The 16,911-nt window shown below is 59.9% G+C and carries 11 protein-coding genes and 4 tRNA genes; 4 read left to right on the top strand and 11 right to left on the bottom strand.

From position 1 onward, the window contains the following. Window positions 1-6: 6 nt before the first annotated feature. Complete coding sequence (gene leuC / locus ACIQU2_RS04105; protein WP_347805786.1) at window positions 7-1,425, bottom strand: 3-isopropylmalate dehydratase large subunit; 1,419 nt, start codon at window positions 1,423-1,425, stop codon at window positions 7-9. 306 nt (window positions 1,426-1,731) lie between these two features. On the opposite strand from leuC, the gene ACIQU2_RS04100 reads away from it, so the two are divergent. Both ACIQU2_RS04100 and ACIQU2_RS04095 read left to right on the top strand, forming a co-directional pair. Then, window positions 1,732-2,622 carry a LysR family transcriptional regulator gene (locus ACIQU2_RS04100; RefSeq protein WP_008151271.1) on the top strand — a complete coding sequence of 297 codons (891 nt, stop codon included), beginning with the start codon at window positions 1,732-1,734 and terminating at the stop codon, window positions 2,620-2,622. A gap of 65 nt (window positions 2,623-2,687) precedes the next feature. Next, window positions 2,688-5,966 (top strand): EAL domain-containing protein, encoded by a 3,279-nt coding sequence (locus ACIQU2_RS04095; protein ID WP_403138782.1) that lies wholly within the window; start codon window positions 2,688-2,690, stop codon window positions 5,964-5,966. Between the two features lie 298 nt (window positions 5,967-6,264). On the opposite strand, the gene ACIQU2_RS04090 is transcribed toward ACIQU2_RS04095, so the two are convergent. The 9 genes from ACIQU2_RS04090 to gltX all read right to left on the bottom strand — a co-directional run bounded on the left by ACIQU2_RS04090 (window position 6,265) and on the right by gltX (window position 11,630). Then, window positions 6,265-7,224 carry a tRNA dihydrouridine synthase gene (locus tag ACIQU2_RS04090; protein WP_403138779.1) on the bottom strand — a complete coding sequence of 320 codons (960 nt, stop codon included), beginning with the start codon at window positions 7,222-7,224 and terminating at the stop codon, window positions 6,265-6,267. A gap of 50 nt (window positions 7,225-7,274) precedes the next feature. Beyond that, window positions 7,275-7,712 (bottom strand): acyl-CoA thioesterase, encoded by a 438-nt coding sequence (locus tag ACIQU2_RS04085; protein WP_403138777.1) that lies wholly within the window; start codon window positions 7,710-7,712, stop codon window positions 7,275-7,277. A gap of 48 nt (window positions 7,713-7,760) precedes the next feature. Next, complete coding sequence (locus ACIQU2_RS04080; RefSeq protein WP_347805783.1) at window positions 7,761-8,594, bottom strand: alpha/beta fold hydrolase; 834 nt, start codon at window positions 8,592-8,594, stop codon at window positions 7,761-7,763. A gap of 31 nt (window positions 8,595-8,625) precedes the next feature. Further along, entirely contained in the window at window positions 8,626-9,165 is a 540-nt protein-coding gene (locus ACIQU2_RS04075) for a TetR/AcrR family transcriptional regulator (protein WP_134421324.1), read from the bottom strand. A 183-nt stretch (window positions 9,166-9,348) separates the two neighbouring features. After that, window positions 9,349-9,424 (bottom strand) — tRNA-Glu (locus ACIQU2_RS04070). 80 nt (window positions 9,425-9,504) lie between these two features. Beyond that, window positions 9,505-9,580 (bottom strand) — tRNA-Ala (locus ACIQU2_RS04065). A gap of 53 nt (window positions 9,581-9,633) precedes the next feature. Next, window positions 9,634-9,709, bottom strand: a tRNA-Glu gene (locus tag ACIQU2_RS04060). Window positions 9,710-9,788: 79 nt separating this feature from the next. Then, window positions 9,789-9,864: transfer RNA gene (locus ACIQU2_RS04055), tRNA-Ala, on the bottom strand. Window positions 9,865-10,148: 284 nt separating this feature from the next. Beyond that, window positions 10,149-11,630: a glutamate--tRNA ligase gene (gene gltX / locus ACIQU2_RS04050; RefSeq protein WP_403138774.1), complete on the bottom strand. Its 1,482-nt coding sequence runs from the start codon at window positions 11,628-11,630 to the stop codon at window positions 10,149-10,151. A gap of 219 nt (window positions 11,631-11,849) precedes the next feature. Between gltX and ACIQU2_RS04045 the strand changes: the two genes are divergently transcribed. Next, on the top strand, window positions 11,850-12,899 hold the full coding sequence (locus tag ACIQU2_RS04045) for an HlyD family secretion protein (protein ID WP_403138771.1): 1,050 nt from the start codon (window positions 11,850-11,852) through the stop codon (window positions 12,897-12,899). Beyond that, the gene (locus tag ACIQU2_RS04040; protein ID WP_403138769.1) at window positions 12,889-14,439 is read left to right on the top strand and encodes an MDR family MFS transporter; all 1,551 of its coding nucleotides are present in this window, start codon (window positions 12,889-12,891) and stop codon (window positions 14,437-14,439) included. Before ACIQU2_RS04045 ends, ACIQU2_RS04040 begins: the two co-directional genes overlap by 11 nt. Window positions 14,440-14,600: 161 nt before the next feature. Here ACIQU2_RS04040 and uvrB read toward each other — a convergent pair whose 3' ends face one another. Then, the gene (uvrB, locus tag ACIQU2_RS04035) at window positions 14,601-16,616 is read right to left on the bottom strand and encodes an excinuclease ABC subunit UvrB (protein WP_149631826.1); all 2,016 of its coding nucleotides are present in this window, start codon (window positions 16,614-16,616) and stop codon (window positions 14,601-14,603) included. Window positions 16,617-16,911: the final 295 nt, after the last annotated feature.

The raw sequence follows: 16,911 nt of genomic DNA, 5'->3' as shown, positions 1-16,911 counted from the left end.
GGTTCCTCAGATCAGTTCGCGAACGTCGATGAAACGACCGTGGACGGCAGCCGCCGCGGCCATGGCCGGGCTGACCAGGTGCGTACGGCCACCGGCGCCCTGACGCCCTTCGAAGTTGCGGTTGGAGGTCGAGGCGCAATGCTCGCCCGACTCCAAACGGTCCGGGTTCATCGCCAGGCACATCGAGCAACCCGGTTCACGCCACTCGAAACCGGCTTCGAGGAAAATCTTGTCCAGGCCTTCGGCCTCGGCTTGCGCCTTCACCAGGCCCGAGCCCGGCACCACGATGGCTTGCTTGATGGTCGAAGCGACTTTACGGCCCTTGGCGATCACCGCCGCAGCGCGCAAGTCTTCGATCCGCGAGTTGGTGCAGGAACCAATGAAGACGCGGTCCAGTTGAATGTCGGTGATCGCCTGATTGGCGCTCAAACCCATGTATTTCAAGGCGCGCTCGATGGAACCGCGCTTGACCAGGTCCATTTCCTTCGCCGGGTCCGGCACGTTCTGATCAACCGCCAGGACCATCTCGGGCGAAGTGCCCCAGCTGACTTGCGGCTTGATCTGATTGGCGTCGAGCTCGACCACGGTGTCGAACACGGCGTCAGCGTCGGACACCAGGTCTTTCCAGGCTTCGACCGCCAGATCCCATTCCGCGCCTTTCGGGGCAAATGGACGACCCTTGACGTAAGCCACGGTTTTTTCGTCGGCAGCCACCAGGCCAACACGAGCGCCAGCTTCAATGGACATGTTGCAGATGGTCATGCGGCCTTCGACGGACAAATCGCGAATGGCGCTGCCGGCGAACTCGATGGCGTGGCCGTTACCGCCGGCGGTGCCGATCTTGCCGATGACGGCGAGCACGATGTCCTTGGCGGTCACGCCGAACGGCAACTTGCCCTCGACCGACACCAGCATGTTTTTCATTTTTTTGGCGACCAGGCACTGCGTGGCGAACACGTGCTCCACCTCGGAAGTCCCGATGCCGTGGGCCAATGCGCCAAACGCGCCGTGGGTCGAGGTGTGCGAGTCGCCACAGACCACGGTCATGCCCGGCAAGGTGGCACCCTGCTCCGGACCGATCACGTGAACGATGCCCTGACGCACGTCATTCATCTTGAATTCAGTGATGCCATATTCATCGCAGTAGTCATCGAGGGTCTGAACCTGCAAACGCGAGACCTGATCGGTGATCGCTTCAATGCCGCCCTTGCGATCCGGAGTGGTCGGTACGTTGTGGTCCGGGGTGGCGATGATCGAGTCGACGCGCCAAGGCTTGCGCCCGGCCAGACGCAGGCCTTCGAAAGCTTGGGGCGAAGTCACTTCATGGATGATGTGGCGGTCGATATAGATCAGCGACGACCCATCGTCGCGCCGTTTCACTTCATGGGAATCCCACAGCTTGTCGTAAAGCGTTTTGCCGGCCATCAGACGGTCCTCATCAGCGTGTTTCTATGCCGGAGAGGTCTGTGTAGCGAGTTTTGTTAGTCAACTTCGGCGCCAGTAGCCCATATCCTGCGTTGCTGCTCCTCGCCATAGCACGCTATGACTCGTCGCAGCGCCTTGGCTATGGACTTCTGGCATCCGAATTTGAACTAACAAACTCGCCACACAGACCTCTGGGTCTTGAGAGATTCAATAACCCCTTGGCTTGTGAGGTCGATCCTAGGGGGTTACATTAAATAACTCAAATTCATATTTTTCATGCTTTGGATAACCAACTGGAATACCGCAATGGACCTCGCCAACCTCAATGCTTTTATCGCGATTGCCGAGACCGGCAGCTTCTCCGGCGCTGGCGAACGGCTGCACCTGACGCAACCGGCCATCAGCAAGCGCATTGCCGGGCTGGAACAGCAATTGAAGGTGCGCCTGTTCGATCGCCTGGGCCGTGAAGTGAGCCTGACCGAAGCCGGACGCGCCTTGCTGCCGCGGGCCTATCAGATTCTGAATGTGCTGGACGACACGCGCCGCGCCCTGACCAATCTGACCGGCGAAGTGACCGGCCGCCTGACACTGGCCACCAGCCACCACATCGGCCTGCACCGCTTGCCCCCCTTATTAAGGGAGTTCACCCGACGTTACCCGCAAGTGGCGCTGGATATTCAGTTCCTCGATTCGGAAGTGGCCTACGAAGAAATCCTCCATGGCCGTGCCGAACTGGCGGTCATCACCCTGGCGCCGGAGCCCCACGCACTGGTCAAGGCCACGCCGGTGTGGGACGACCCGCTGGACTTCGTGGTCGCCCCGGAGCACTCGTTGATCAGTCATGGCCCGGTCAGCCTGGCGGACATTGCCCTGCACCCGGCGGTTTTCCCCGGCGGCAACACCTTTACTCACCACATCGTCCGGCGCCTGTTCGAAGCTCAAGGCCTGACGCCGAACATCGCCATGAGCACGAATTATCTGGAAACCATCAAGATGATGGTCTCGATCGGCCTGGCCTGGAGCGTGTTGCCGCGCACCATGCTTGATGATCAGGTTGCGCGAATACCTTTACCGGGCATACAACTCACTCGCCAGCTAGGCTATATCCTGCACACAGAGCGGACGCTGTCGAATGCGGCACGAGCCTTCATGGCTTTGCTGGATGCACAAATCGATCTGCCAGGGACTCTCGGCTAAGCTGTGCTACGTCTATAGAGCCTCGAGTCACTGAACCTGACACCTCACTCAGCCAAGGCTTGCCAATGCCGAAATCTGTTGACCGTATTCCGCCGATGCCGCGTATACAGGCGCTTGACCCAAAACGGTCCGAGCAAAGCTGGGAAAGCGCCCCACAATTGCTGGCCGCCCTAAACGGTGCACGTTTGGGCGCCTGGTATTGGGACATCGAACGTGGGCAGATCAGCTGGTCGCGGGGTACCCAGGCGCTGTTCGGCTTCGATCCCCGGCAACCGCTGCCGGCGGATCTGGAATACCTCGACTTGCTGCCGCCAGAGGATCGGGCCAAAACCATTCGCGCCTTCGATGCGGTGATCGCTGGCGCCCCGCTGGAACAGGCGATGCATCACCGCATCCGCTGGCCCGACGGCAGCCTGCACTGGCTGGAGATCAACGGCAGCCTGCTGCCGGACAAACACGGCCGGCCACGCATGATTGGCGTCATCCGTGAAATCACCCACCAGCGCCAGCGCGAACAGGCGTTGAGCAGCTCGGAAAAACGCTTCGCCACGCTGTTCCACCTGTGTCCGAACATGGTCCTGCTGACCCGCCAGGAAGACGGCCTGATCAGCGAAGCCAACCAGTATTTCGAAAGCCTGTTTGGCTGGCCAGTGCAGGACGCCATCGGTCGCACCACCCTGGAACTGGGCCTCTGGGTGAATCCGGAGCAACGGGCGCAACTCGTCAAAGCCACCAAGGCCAAGGGCGAACTGATCAACATGGAGGTGCAATTTCGTGCCAGCAACGGCCAGATCCACGACGGCATCCTCAGCGCGCAAAAGGTCGAGCTCGAAGGCCAGCCTTATCTGCTGAGTACGTTCCTTGACACCACCGAACGCAAAGCCGCCGAACATGCCCTGAAAGACAGCCAGGAGCGCCTCGACCTGGCGCTGGATTCAGCGCAACTCGGCACCTGGGACTGGCACATTCCCAGCGGCATGCTGTATGGATCGGCTCGCGCCGCCCAACTGCACGGGATGGAAGCCATACCTTTCCATGAATCCTTCGACGATTTTTTTGAAGGCGTGCCCGGCGAAGAGCGCGACACCATGCGCGACGCCTATCGCAGCCTGCGAGAAGGCCCTGCCGGCAATTATCAACTGACCTACCGCGTGCAACTGCTGGACGGTAGCTCGCGCTACCTGGAAAGCCGCGCCCGGCTCTATCGCGATGAAAACGGTGTCCCGCTGCGCATGGCCGGTACGCTGCTCGACATCACCGACCAGGTTGAGCGGGAGCAGCTTCTGGTGGCGTCCGAAGAGAAGTTCGCCACCCTGTTCCAGGTCAGCCCGGACCCGATTTGCGTGACCCGTCAGGACACCGGCCAATTTATCGAGATCAACTCCAGCTTCACCCAGGCCTTTGGCTGGAGCGCCGCCGACGTGATTGGCCGCGGCGCCGACGAAATCGGTCTATGGGACGCTTCGGCGCAAAGCCTGCGACGCATCGAGCAGGTCATCCGCGAACAGGGTCTGAACAACGTGGCGATCCTCGTTCAGCACAAAGACGGGCAAGCCCTGACCTGCGTGATTTCCAGCCGCCAGATCAGCGTCGGCGACCAGCCGTGCATCGTCACCACCCTGCGCGATATCACTCAGCAGCAACGCTCGGAAGCCGCGCTCAAGGCCAGCGAAGAGAAGTTCGCCAAGGCCTTCCACTCCAGCCCCGACGCCATCACCATCACCGAGCGCGACACCGGGCGTTATCTGGAGGTTAACGATGGCTTCTGCCGCCTGACCGGCTACCGCGCCGATGAAGTGGTCGGTCGCACGGTGTATCAGGTCGGCATCTGGGCCGAGGAAAAACAACGTTCGGCGCTGCTCGCCGAACTCCAGATCAAGGGTCGGGTACTTCATCAGGAAATGCTCGGACGCAATAAACGCGGCGAGTTGCTGACCGTCGAAGTTTCGGTAGAACCGATCACCCTCAACGAAACCGCCTGCCTACTGCTGACCGCGCGGGACGTCAGCCTGCTGAAAAACGCCGAAGCGCAGATCCGTCACCTGGCCTACCACGACCCGCTGACCAACCTGCCCAACCGCGCCCTGCTGATGGATCGCCTGAGTCAGCAGATTGCCCTGCTCAAGCGCCACAACCTGCGCGGCGCCCTGATGTTTCTCGACCTTGATCACTTCAAGCACATCAATGATTCGCTCGGTCATCCGGTGGGCGATACCGTGCTGAAAATCATCACAGCGCGCCTTGAAGCCAGCGTGCGCATGGAAGACACCGTCGCGCGTTTGGGCGGTGATGAATTCGTGGTGCTGCTCAGCGGGCTCGAAGGCTCGCGCAACGAGGTCAGCGAGCAAGTACTGCAACTGGCGGACACCTTGCGTGAACTGCTGTCGGAGCCGATGTTCCTCGACGGACAACGCCTGCAAGTAACCCCGAGCATCGGCATCGCGCTGATTCCAGATCACGGTTCGACCCCGACCGACCTGCTCAAACGCGCCGACATCGCCCTCTACCGGGCCAAGGATTCGGGCCGCAACACCACGCAGATGTACCACAACACCATGCAGAAGGCGGCGAGCGAACGCTTGCGCATGGAAACCGACCTGCGCCTGGCCCTTTCCCGGGGTGAGTTTCGCGTGCATTACCAGCCTCAGGTCGACGCCCGGAACGACCGCATCATCGGCGCCGAGGCGCTGGTGCGCTGGAACCATCCGGAACTCGGCGCGCAATCACCCACCGAGTTCATCAAGGTGCTGGAGGACAGCGGACTGATTCTGGAAGTTGGCACCTGGATCGTCGACGAGGCCTGCAGCGCCTTCAAACAGCTGATCGCCAAAGGCCTGGTCGATCCGCTGGACTTCAGCCTGTGCGTGAACATCAGCCCGCGGCAATTTCGCCAGAACGACTTCGTCGAACGCATCGAACACAGCCTCGCCCGCCACGGTCTGCCCTGCTCGTTGCTGAAACTGGAAATCACCGAAGGCATCGTGATCCAGAACCTGGAGGACACCATCAGCAAAATGTGTCGCCTGAAAAAACTCGGCGTGAGTTTTGCCATGGACGATTTCGGCACCGGTTATTCCTCGCTGACTTACCTCAAGCGTCTGCCGGTCGACACCCTGAAAATCGACCAATCGTTCATCCGCGACGCCACCACCGACCCCAACGACGCCGAGATCATCCGCGCCATCGTTGCCATGGCCCGCAGCCTGGAATTGAAAGTGATTGCCGAAGGGGTAGAGACGCCGGAGCAGCTGGAATTCTTGCAGGGGCTGGGCTGCCATTTCTATCAGGGGTATTTGCACAGTCCGCCGCTGCCGGTGGACGACTTCCAGAAACTGCTCAAATGATGCGGACCTTGTAGCAGCTGCCGAGCCCGCGAGGCTGCGTTCAGTTTGGGCCGCATTCGGACGTAGCAGTCGTAAAGTCAGAGTTCGCGGTTATTCAGGAAAACCATGCAGGCAGAATTCACGACTGCTTCGCAGCCGAACGCAGCCTCGCGCTGCTCGGCAGCTGCTACAGAGCATGCTGAATGTTTGAAATCATCTGGATGACAGGCACAAAAAACGGCCCGGCCCGAATTCGGCATCGCGTAATCCTCAAATAAGGACCGCTGATTGCTTTTCAAGAGATTATTCACAGATTTTTTCAGGCTGCTTCGGACACCTGAAGACCCAGTAAACGCGAGACCTGATCCAGTTCGGTCTCACGACGCAGCACGGTGAACAGCTCGACCGCTTCGGGATAATTGCGGGTCAGCATCGCCAGCCACTGCTTCAAGCGACCCGGCGATTGGCGTGCTGTCATTTGCGCCTTGGCTTGCAGCCAGAAGTCCTGAATCAGCGGCAGCAGCTCGGCCCAGGTCATCTCGACGACGTCCTCACCAGCCCGCGCAGCGGCAATTTGCCGTGCCAGGTCCGGGCGCGAAACCAGGCCGCGACCGAGCATGATGTCCTCAACGCCGCTGATTTCGCGGCAACGACGCCAGTCTTCAACGCTCCAGATGTCGCCGTTGGCGAACACTGGAACCTTGACGACATCCTGCACCCGGGGGATCCATTCCCAATGGGCTGGCGGCTTGTAGCCGTCCGTTTTGGTCCGAGCGTGAACCACGATGTGCGCCGCGCCCCCTTCGGCCAGGGCCGTAGCACAAACCAGCGCACCGTCCGGGCTGTCGAAGCCCAGGCGCATCTTGGCAGTCACCGGAATGTGCGCTGGAACGGCGCGACGCACGTGTTCGACGATCTGGTTCAGCAGCTCAGGCTCTTTGAGCAGCACCGCACCGCCACGGGACTTGTTTACAGTCTTGGCCGGGCAGCCGAAGTTCAGGTCGATCACCTCAGACCCCAGCTCGCAAGCCAGCGCGGCGTTTTCCGCCAGGCATACCGGATCGGAACCGAGCAACTGCACCCGCAGCGGCACGCCGGATGCGGTGCGGGCGCCGGTCAACAGTTCCGGGCCGAATTTGTGGTAATAGGCGGGCGTGAGCAGTTGATCGTTGATCCGAATGAACTCGGTCACGCACCAATCGATACCGCCCACACGGGTCAGCACGTCCCGCAGGATGTTGTCGACCAACCCCTCCATGGGCGCCAAAGCAATTTGCATGAAAAACACACTCAACGAAAAACGTGCGGCAGTTTACTCGAAACCGCCAATTAGATCGCGACTTGCAACGCAGGGCCGTAGCCCTCGATGAATTCCGCTGGCATGCGCTTGGGCTTGCCGGTCGACAGTTCGATGCAGACGAAAGTGGTCTGCGCCCGCAGCAACGTGGTGTTGTCGCTGGGGCGCTTCAACTGGAAGTGTCGGGTCATTTTCAGACGCTGGTCCCAATCGACGATCCAGGTCGCCAATTGCAACTCATCGCCTTCATAGGCGGCCGCCAGGTAATCGATCTCGTGCCGCACCACCGCCATCGCCCGATCCAGCCGACGATACTCGACCAGGTCCAGGCCAAGCCGCTGGGAGTGGCGCCAGGCACAGCGTTCGAGCCAGGTCACGTACGCCGCGTTGTTCGCGTGACCCAGCCCATCGATGTCCTCTGCGCCGACTTCCAGATCAATGATAAATGGCGTTGCCCGATCCCAGCCCATGCCCCACTCCCGGTCAGAAAATTTTCACCGGGGCAGTGTAACGGATGCTCAGGCCGATTGGCGCGATTGCAGACTGCGACCGGCGAGCAACGAGAGAACGCCTTCGATCACCCGAGGGTCAGCCAGTACCCGCTGATGACCACCCTCTTCCAGGCGCAACAGACGGCTGTCAAACCAGGCCTCGTTGATCAGCTGCGATTCCTTGACCGGAACGTAGCAGTCATCTTCCGCGTGAACGATCAGGCCGGGCATGTCGAGCTGATAGTGCGCGACATCCAGCGCCGCAGCGCGCATGCCGACGTCTCTTTCGATCTGACGAATGAACGCTGAACGGGCTTTCGGTGGCAACCGCACGTAACGGGCGAAACCGCGCAACACGCCGAGAATCCGCGCCGGGGCAGCGATAGTGACCAGGGTTTCGGTACGCAAGCCCAACTGAACGGCAAGCATGGCACTGGCGCCACCCATGGAGTGGCCGATGACGGCTTGCAGCGGCGGCAACTCGGCAGCGGCTTCAAGCATGGCTCGGGCAAACAGCACGACGTTCGCTTCGTTGCCCGGTGAGCGACCGTGAGCCGGGCCGTCCAGAGCCACCACGGTGTAACCGGCATCGACCAGCGCGGTGATGAGGCTGGCAAACTGCGTTGGCCGACCCTCCCAACCATGCATCAGCAACACGGCCGGGCCCTGCCCCCAACGCAGTGCCGAGAGGCCGAAACGCAAGGTGATTCGCTCGGACTTCGCCAGCAGCGGCAATTCCCAATCACGCGGCGGCAGCTCGCGCGGCGTCATGAATGCCAGTCGCATTATGTTCGCAACCAGTTTTGGTGCGACCCAGCCCAAGGTGCCATTAACCCCACGAACCCACTTCAACGTGCTCATCGCTCTCACTCCTCAGGCCAAGGCCGTCAGGTCATAGCACCGCCGATTTGGCGGCGCGCAGCAATCGATCGGACAACTCTCCTGGCCCCAGCGCGCGCGCCAGAGCCAAACCACCGACCATCAAGGCCATGTCGGCCAAGGCTTTGTCGGTGTCTTCCGGGCTGGCCGCCAACTGCGCGACCATCAACTCCACATGCTCATTCAGTGCAACACGGAACGCGTCCGGCAGCCGACCCAGTTCGCCGACCGACGCCGGAATCGGGCACGCGGACTCAGAGGAATCACGGTGTTTGCGTGACAGATAAAACGCAGCAACCAACGCGCGACGTTCTTCGCCGGTCAATTCGGCGTCCATGTCGGCGATCAAGCCACGGCGATGACCGAGCAACTGCTTGAACGCTTCCAGCATCATCGCGTCCTTGCTTTCGAAGTGCGCATAGAAGCCGCCGACGGTCAGGCCGGCCGCGCCCATCACTTCGCCCACGCTCGGTTCGGCCGGGCCGCGCTGAATCAGCGCTGCGCTGGCAGCCTTGAGGATGCGTTCGCGGGTTTGAGCTTTTTTATCGTTCATCGTTGCCTCCGAATATTACGAATAGAATATTATTCTCATAATAATTTTACGCAAGTCGTGGATGTGACCGCTGGTCTGAAGAACAGTTTGAAAGAATTAGGGGATTTGGCCAAACGCCAGACAAACAAAAGGGCCATTCAATAATTGAATGACCCTTATAAAATCCCGCAGAGCGGGTAATCGTGGCGTCCCCTAGGGGACTCGAACCCCTGTTACCGCCGTGAAAGGGCGGTGTCCTAGGCCACTAGACGAAGGGGACGCAAAACCTTCTATACAACTGATCAGTGCTGAGAGCTGATCGATTCAAGGCCGGTGTGGCCAGACCTTGAACTGTAAAATTGGTGGAGCTAAGCGGGATCGAACCGCTGACCTCCTGCATGCCATGCAGGCGCTCTCCCAGCTGAGCTATAGCCCCGGATTTTTCGCCTCGCGGCGGAGCGACATCTTGCAACATCGCTTCTGTAAAACTGGCGTCCCCTAGGGGACTCGAACCCCTGTTACCGCCGTGAAAGGGCGGTGTCCTAGGCCACTAGACGAAGGGGACGCAAACCCTTCTATACAACAGATCAACGCTGAGTGTTGATCGCTTCAAGACCGGTGTGGCCAGACCTTGAAGTGTAAATTGGTGGAGCTAGACGGGATCGAACCGTCGACCTCTTGCATGCCATGCAAGCGCTCTCCCAGCTGAGCTATAGCCCCTCATCGCTGAGGACGGGGCGAATCTTAATGGCGCATCGGAAAGCTGTCAAACTTATTTTTAAAATATTTCAAAGTTTTTTGCCGACATAACAATCACTTACCGCTAAACCCCGTAAATCCGAGGCCGTATCCGTCCCTGTAGCAGCTGACGCAGGCTGCGTTCGAGTGCGCAGCACTCGCGATTCGGCCACCCTGCCCTTTCAGACAAGATTGTGTTGCTGCCATAAGGGGCTGCTGCGCAGCCCAACGCAGCCTTCGGCAGCTGCTACAGAGAACAGTGGGGATCAGGCGATGTTGCCCAAGAGTTTTTCCCACTCCTTGTTTTCCTTCTTCGACACGCCGCCCAGCAAGTCGATCGCCTGGCGCAGACGGAAACGGGTCAGGTCCGGCCCCAGGATTTCCATCGCATCGAGCACCGATACCGAACTGGCCTGGCCAGTGATCGCGGCAAACATCAGTGGCATGGCATCACGCAACTTCAGCTCCAGAGATTCGACCACCGCTTGAATCGTTGCGGTGATGCTGTCCTTCTCCCACTGACGCAGGCTTTCCAGCTTCCACAAAATCAATTGCATCAACTGACGGACCTGATCGCCCGACAGCTTTTTGGATTCAAACAGTTTGGCGTCCGGGTTCACGCCACCGGCGAAGAAGAAACCGGCCAGCGGTGCGACCTGGCTGAAGGTTTCAACCCGTCCTTGCACGTGCGGCGCAATCTTCATCATGTATTCCGGGTTCAGCGCCCATGTTTGCAGGCGCGAAGCGAACTCTTCCACCGGCAGGTCACGCAGCCATTGGCCGTTGAGCCAAGACAGTTTCTCGATGTCGAAAATCGGCCCGCCGAGGGAGACGCGGCTGAGGTCGAAGTTATCGACCATTTCCTGCAGCGAGAACTTCTCGCGCTCGTCCGGCATCGACCAGCCCATGCGACCGAGGTAGTTGAGCATCGCTTCCGGCATGAAGCCCATGCGCTCGTAGAACGTCACCGAGGTCGGGTTCTTGCGTTTGGACAGCTTGCTCTTGTCCGGGTTACGCAGCAGCGGCATGTAGCACAGCTCAGGTTGTTCCCAGCCGAAGTACTCGTACAGCAGAATCAGCTTCGGTGCCGATGGCAGCCACTCTTCGCCGCGCAGAACGTGGGTGATGCCCATCAGGTGGTCATCGACCACGTTGGCCAGGAAGTACGTCGGCAGGCCGTCGGTCTTCATCAGCACTTGCATGTCCATACGATCCCACGGGATCTCGACGTCGCCACGCAGCATGTCAGGTACCACGCAAACGCCCTCGCTCGGCACTTTCATGCGGATCACGTGCGGCTCGCCAGCGGCCAGGCGACGCGCGACTTCTTCCTTGGACAGCAACAGCGCACGGCCGTCGTAACGCGGGGTTTCGCCGCGGGCCATTTGCTCGGCGCGCATCTGGTCGAGTTCTTCGGCCGTACAGAAGCACGGGAAAGCGTGGCCCATTTCGACCAACTGCTGGCAGTACTTCTGATAGATGTCGCCACGCTCGCTCTGACGGTAAGGACCGTGCGGGCCGCCAACGTCCGGGCCTTCGCTCCAGTTGATGCCCAACCAGCGCAGGGCGTCGAAAATCTGTTGTTCGGACTCGCGGGTCGAACGCAATTGGTCGGTGTCTTCGATCCGCAGGATGAACTCACCGCCGTGCTGCTTGGCAAAGCAGTAGTTGAACAAAGCGATGTAAGCGGTACCTACGTGGGGATCCCCGGTAGGCGATGGCGCGATGCGAGTGCGGACGGTGGTCATGGCAAGTCTCGAAATGAAGATAAAACAAAGGGCGAATGGTAACAGGCGTTGCCCGCCCGGCTCCAGTGAGCAGGGCATTTAAGCCAAGGTTGCGTCTACAACGCGCTCTAGCCTTGGTGAATGGCCGATTATCAGCCGATGGCATTTACCCATCATTCGCTGTATGCCAGATTTGACCACTGATAACTTTCCTTACAATTTCTCGACTACAGTCTGCCCATGCCTGCCCAACTCAAGCGTCGCCTGTTTATTTTCCTGCTGCTCGTCCTGCTGATTGCCGGGGGCTTTTTCGCCCAGTGGTTCTTCAAGGGGCGATTCTATGAAAGCACCGACAACGCTTATGTCCAGGGCGAGATCACCCGCGTGTCGAGTCAATTGGGCGCGCGCATCGATCAGGTGCTGGTGCAGGACAACCAGCACGTCGAGAAAGGTCAGTTGCTGATCAAGCTCGAAGGCGATGACTTCCACCTCGCCGTCGACCGCGCCAACGCCACCCTCGCCACCCGTGAAGCCGAACGCCTGCAAGCCCGAAGCAAACTGACTCAGCAAGCCAGTCTGATCGCCGCCAGCGAGGCGCAAGTCGCGTCCAGCCAGGCCAGTCTCGGTCGTTCGCAGATCGATTTGTCTCGCGCGCAAACCCTGCGCAAACCCGGCTACGTCTCGGAAGAACGGGTGACCACCCTCTCCGCCGACAACCACATCGCCCGCTCGCAAGTGACCAAGGCCCAGGCGGACGCACAAAGTCAGCGTCAACAAATCAACTCCCTGGCCGCCGAGATCAAACGCCTCGACGCCATGATCGCCAACGCCAAAACCGATCTGGCCCAGGCCGAACTGAACCTGACCCGCAGCGAAATCCACGCGCCCATCAGCGGCCTGGTCGGCCAGCGCGCCGCCCGCGAAGGCCAGTATGTGCAGGCAGGTGCTTACCTGATGTCGATCGTTCCGGATCAGGACATCTGGATTCAGGCCAACTTCAAGGAAACCCAGATTGGCCACATGCAGCCCGGCCAAACAGCCGAGCTGACGTTCGATGCCTACAGCAACACGCCCATCGAAGCACGAGTCGACAGCCTGTTCGCCGCTTCGGGCGCGCAGTTCAGCCTGTTGCCGCCGGACAATGCCACCGGCAACTTCACCAAAGTCGTACAACGGATTCCGGTAAAACTGACCTTCGCCGCGAACAATCCGCTGCAAGGCAAGATTCGTCCGGGCATGTCGGTCACCGCCAAAGTGAACATCAAAGACACGCCTGACGATGGCCGGTGATCAACTGATCCGCCCGGTCGGCGAACCGACCCGGCGGGACTGGATCGCGGTAATGAGCGTGATGCTCGGCGCCTTCATGGCGGTGCTCGACATCCAGATCACCAACTCATCGCTCAAAGATATTCAGGGCGCGCTGTCGGCCACCCTGGAAGAAGGCTCGTGGATTTCCACCTCGTACCTGGTGGCGGAAATCATCATGATCCCGCTGACGGCGTGGCTGGTGCAGTTGCTCTCGGCGCGACGGCTGGCGGTGTGGGTGTCCCTCGGGTTTCTCGCCGCTTCCCTGCTCTGCTCCATGGCCTGGAGCCTGGAAAGCATGATCGTCTTCCGCGCCTTGCAAGGCTTCACCGGCGGCGCGCTGATCCCGCTGGCGTTCACCCTCACGCTGATCAAACTCCCCGAACACCACCGCGCCAAAGGCATGGCCATGTTCGCCATGACCGCAACCTTCGCGCCCTCCATCGGTCCGACTCTCGGCGGTTGGCTGACCGAGAATTGGGGCTGGGAATACATCTTCTACATCAACATTCCGCCGGGCCTGATCATGATCGCCGGTCTGATGTACGGCCTGGAGAAGAAAGAAGCCCACTGGGAACTACTGAAAAGCACCGACTACCTGGGCATTCTCACGCTGGGCGTCGGCCTCGGTTGTTTGCAGGTGTTTTTGGAGGAAGGCCATCGCAAGGACTGGCTGGAATCGAGCCTGATCGTAACCCTGGGCAGCATCGCGCTAGTCAGCCTGATCACCTTTATGATCGTGCAGACTTCCAAGCCCAATCCGCTGATCAACCTCGGCATCCTGCGCAATCGAAACTTTGGTTTATCGAGTATTTCCAGTGTCGGGATGGGTGTCGGACTGTACGGCTCGATCTACCTGTTGCCGCTGTACCTGGCGCAGGTCCAGAACTACAACGCCCTGCAAATCGGCGAAGTGATCATGTGGATGGGCGTGCCGCAGCTGTTTCTGATTCCGCTGGTGCCGAAGCTGATGAAGTACGTCTCGCCGAGATGGCTGTGCACGTTGGGTTTCGGGCTATTTGGATTGGCGAGTTTTTCATCGGGCGTACTGAACCCGGACTTCGCCGGGCCGCAGTTCAATCAAATCCAGATCATCCGCGCGCTGGGCCAGCCGCTGATCATGGTGACCATCTCGTTGATAGCTACTGCTTACATCCTGCCGCAGGACGCGGGGTCGGCGTCGAGCCTGTTCAACATCCTGCGCAACCTCGGCGGCGCGATCGGCATCGCCCTCCTCGCCACGTTGCTGGATGCGCGAACCAAGACTTACTTTGATTATTTACGTGAAGCGATTGTGCCGACCAACCCGCAGGTGGCCGACCGCATGGCGTCGCTGACGGATCGGTTTGGCAGTGAGACGGCAGCGTTGGGCAAGCTCAGTGAAATTGCGCATCAGCAGGCGTCGATCATGGCTTACAACGATGCGTTTCACTTTGTCGGGATTGCTCTGGGGATCAGCATGCTGGCGGTGTTGCTGACCAAGGCGTTGCCGGCGGGACTGAAGGCTGGCGAAGCACATTGAGACCGAGGCGCCCCAATCGCGGGCAAGTCGGATCGCCGCACCGCCGCTACCACAAGGATTGAGGGTGTTCACATAATTTGTGTCCACCCACAAACCCTGTGGGAGCGGCGGTGCGGCGATCCGACTTGCCCGCGATGAGGCCGGTTCAGGCACTGCAAAACTCAGACAGTAATCAACCGCTCACGCAACTTGCCAATCTCGTCGCGCATCTGCGCCGCTGCTTCGAACTCCAGGTCGCGGGCGAGTTGGTACATTTTCTCTTCCAGCGCCTTGATACGCTTGGCGATCTCGCCCGGTGAGCGCAGTTCCGCTTCGTACTTGGCGTTTTCCTCGGCGGCCTTGGCCATGCCTTTGCGCTTCTTGCTGCGCGACCCCGGCACGGTGGCGCCTTCCATGATGTCGGCAACGTCCTTGAACACGCCCTTGGGCGTGATGCCATTGGCCAGGTTGAAGGCAATCTGTTTGTCGCGACGACGCTCGGTTTCGCCGATCGCCCGCTCCATGGAGCCGGTGATGCGATCCGCATAGAGAATCGCCCGACCATTGAGGTTGCGCGCCGCCCGGCCGATGGTCTGGATCAGCGAGCGCTCCGAACGCAGGAAGCCTTCCTTGTCCGCATCGAGGATCGCCACCAGCGAGACTTCCGGCATGTCCAGGCCTTCACGCAGCAGGTTGATCCCCACCAGCACATCGAAGGTGCCCAAACGCAGATCGCGGATGATTTCGACCCGTTCCACGGTGTCGATGTCCGAGTGCAGATAACGCACCCGCACGCCGTGGTCGGCCAGGTAATCGGTCAAGTCTTCAGACATGCGCTTGGTTAGCGTGGTGACCAGCACCCGCTCCTCCAGCGCGACGCGCTTGCCGATTTCCGAGAGTAGATCGTCGACCTGGGTCAACGCCGGGCGGATTTCGATTTGCGGGTCTACAAGGCCAGTCGGACGGACCAGTTGCTCGACTACGCGACCGGCGTGCTCCGCCTCGTAATTGCCCGGTGTGGCCGAGACAAAGATTGTCTGCGGGCTGATGTTTTCGAACTCGTCGAAGCGCATCGGCCGGTTATCCAGCGCGGACGGCAGACGGAAACCGTATTCCACCAGCGTCTCTTTACGCGAACGGTCGCCCTTATACATGGCGCCGACCTGCGGCACGCTGACGTGGGATTCGTCGATCACCAGCAAGGCGTCAGCCGGCAGGTAGTCAAACAAAGTTGGTGGCGCCTGGCCGGATTCACGGCCCGACAGGTAGCGCGAGTAGTTTTCGATGCCGTTGCAGTAACCCAGTTCGAGGATCATCTCCAGGTCGAAACGGGTGCGCTGCTCCAGGCGCTGGGCCTCAACGAGTTTATTGTTGGAGCGCAGGTAGTCCAGGCGCTCCTGCAACTCGACTTTGATCCCTTCGACGGCACCCAGCAGGGTTTCTCGCGGGGTCACGTAGTGGCTTTTCGGATAGAACGTGAACCGCGGCAACTTGCGGATCACTTCGCCGGTCAGCGGATCGAAGGCGGACAAGCTCTCGACTTCGTCATCGAACAGCTCGATGCGGATCGCTTCGAAATCGGATTCCGCCGGGTGGATATCGATTACATCGCCGCGGACCCGGAAGGTCGCACGGGCAAACTCCATGTCATTACGGGTGTATTGCAGGTCTGCCAGGCGACGCAACAACGCACGCTGATCGAGCTTGTCGCCGCGATCCACGTGCAGCACCATCTTCAAATAGGTTTCCGGACTGCCCAGACCGTAGATGCACGACACCGTGGTAACGATGATCGCGTCTTTTCGCTCCAGCAGTGCCTTGGTCGCCGACAATCGCATCTGCTCGATGTGATCGTTGATCGAGGCGTCTTTCTCGATGAACGTATCCGAAGACGGCACGTAGGCTTCGGGCTGGTAGTAGTCGTAGTAGGAAACGAAGTATTCGACGGCGTTGTTCGGGAAGAACGCCTTGAACTCACCGTACAACTGCGCGGCCAGGGTCTTGTTCGGCGCCAGCACCAGGGTCGGACGCTGAATCTGGGCGATCACGTTGGCGATGCTGAAGGTCTTGCCCGAGCCGGTCACACCGAGCAACGTCTGGTGCGCCAGCCCGGCTTCGATGCCCTCGACCATCAGGCGGATGGCTTCCGGCTGATCGCCGGCGGGCTCGAAGCGGGTGACTAGCTGGAATTCAGACATGAAAAACCTCTGGGTTCGCGCCTGTCCGGGCGAACCGGGCAGCAACGGGAAAGACCGCAAACGACCGATGTCGCCCGAGGAAAAAACTGGATTGTGCTCAATGTGGAGCCGATTGCCCGCGCTTTCAAGGCAAACGTCCTACATCGGGTAAAACTTTTGACGATGCCAATCGACTAACGATCGAGAAATAATCGGAAAAACTTACCGCAAAAGCCGAATCGTCTGTCGCCATCAATCGCGGATGGCCTCTATACTAGCTCCCCGTTTGTGCACCGCTCTAGTGCATTCGGCTGGA

Origin of the sequence: Pseudomonas sp. NPDC098740 (assembly GCF_044760065.1) — a bacterium.
GTDB lineage: Bacteria > Pseudomonadota > Gammaproteobacteria > Pseudomonadales > Pseudomonadaceae > Aquipseudomonas > Aquipseudomonas rossensis.
The sequence above is the reverse complement of the archived record's forward strand: the minus strand, read 5'-3'. Positions and strand labels throughout refer to the sequence as shown.

Excerpts from the sequence above, each read along its gene's own strand:
- ACIQU2_RS04100 (WP_008151271.1), top strand. The coding sequence starts at position 1,732 with ATGGACCTCGCCAACCTCAATGCTTTTATCGCGATTGCCGAGACCGGC.
- ACIQU2_RS04080 (WP_347805783.1), bottom strand. The coding sequence starts at position 8,594 with ATGAGCACGTTGAAGTGGGTTCGTGGGGTTAATGGCACCTTGGGCTGG.
- gltX (WP_403138774.1), bottom strand. The coding sequence starts at position 11,630 with ATGACCACCGTCCGCACTCGCATCGCGCCATCGCCTACCGGGGATCCC.
- uvrB (WP_149631826.1), bottom strand. The coding sequence starts at position 16,616 with ATGTCTGAATTCCAGCTAGTCACCCGCTTCGAGCCCGCCGGCGATCAG.
- ACIQU2_RS04085 (WP_403138777.1), bottom strand. The coding sequence starts at position 7,712 with ATGGGCTGGGATCGGGCAACGCCATTTATCATTGATCTGGAAGTCGGC.
- leuC (WP_347805786.1), bottom strand. The coding sequence starts at position 1,425 with ATGGCCGGCAAAACGCTTTACGACAAGCTGTGGGATTCCCATGAAGTG.
- ACIQU2_RS04090 (WP_403138779.1), bottom strand. The coding sequence starts at position 7,224 with ATGCAAATTGCTTTGGCGCCCATGGAGGGGTTGGTCGACAACATCCTG.
- ACIQU2_RS04040 (WP_403138769.1), top strand. The coding sequence starts at position 12,889 with ATGGCCGGTGATCAACTGATCCGCCCGGTCGGCGAACCGACCCGGCGG.
- ACIQU2_RS04095 (WP_403138782.1), top strand. The coding sequence starts at position 2,688 with ATGCCGAAATCTGTTGACCGTATTCCGCCGATGCCGCGTATACAGGCG.
- ACIQU2_RS04075 (WP_134421324.1), bottom strand. The coding sequence starts at position 9,165 with ATGAACGATAAAAAAGCTCAAACCCGCGAACGCATCCTCAAGGCTGCC.
- ACIQU2_RS04045 (WP_403138771.1), top strand. The coding sequence starts at position 11,850 with ATGCCTGCCCAACTCAAGCGTCGCCTGTTTATTTTCCTGCTGCTCGTC.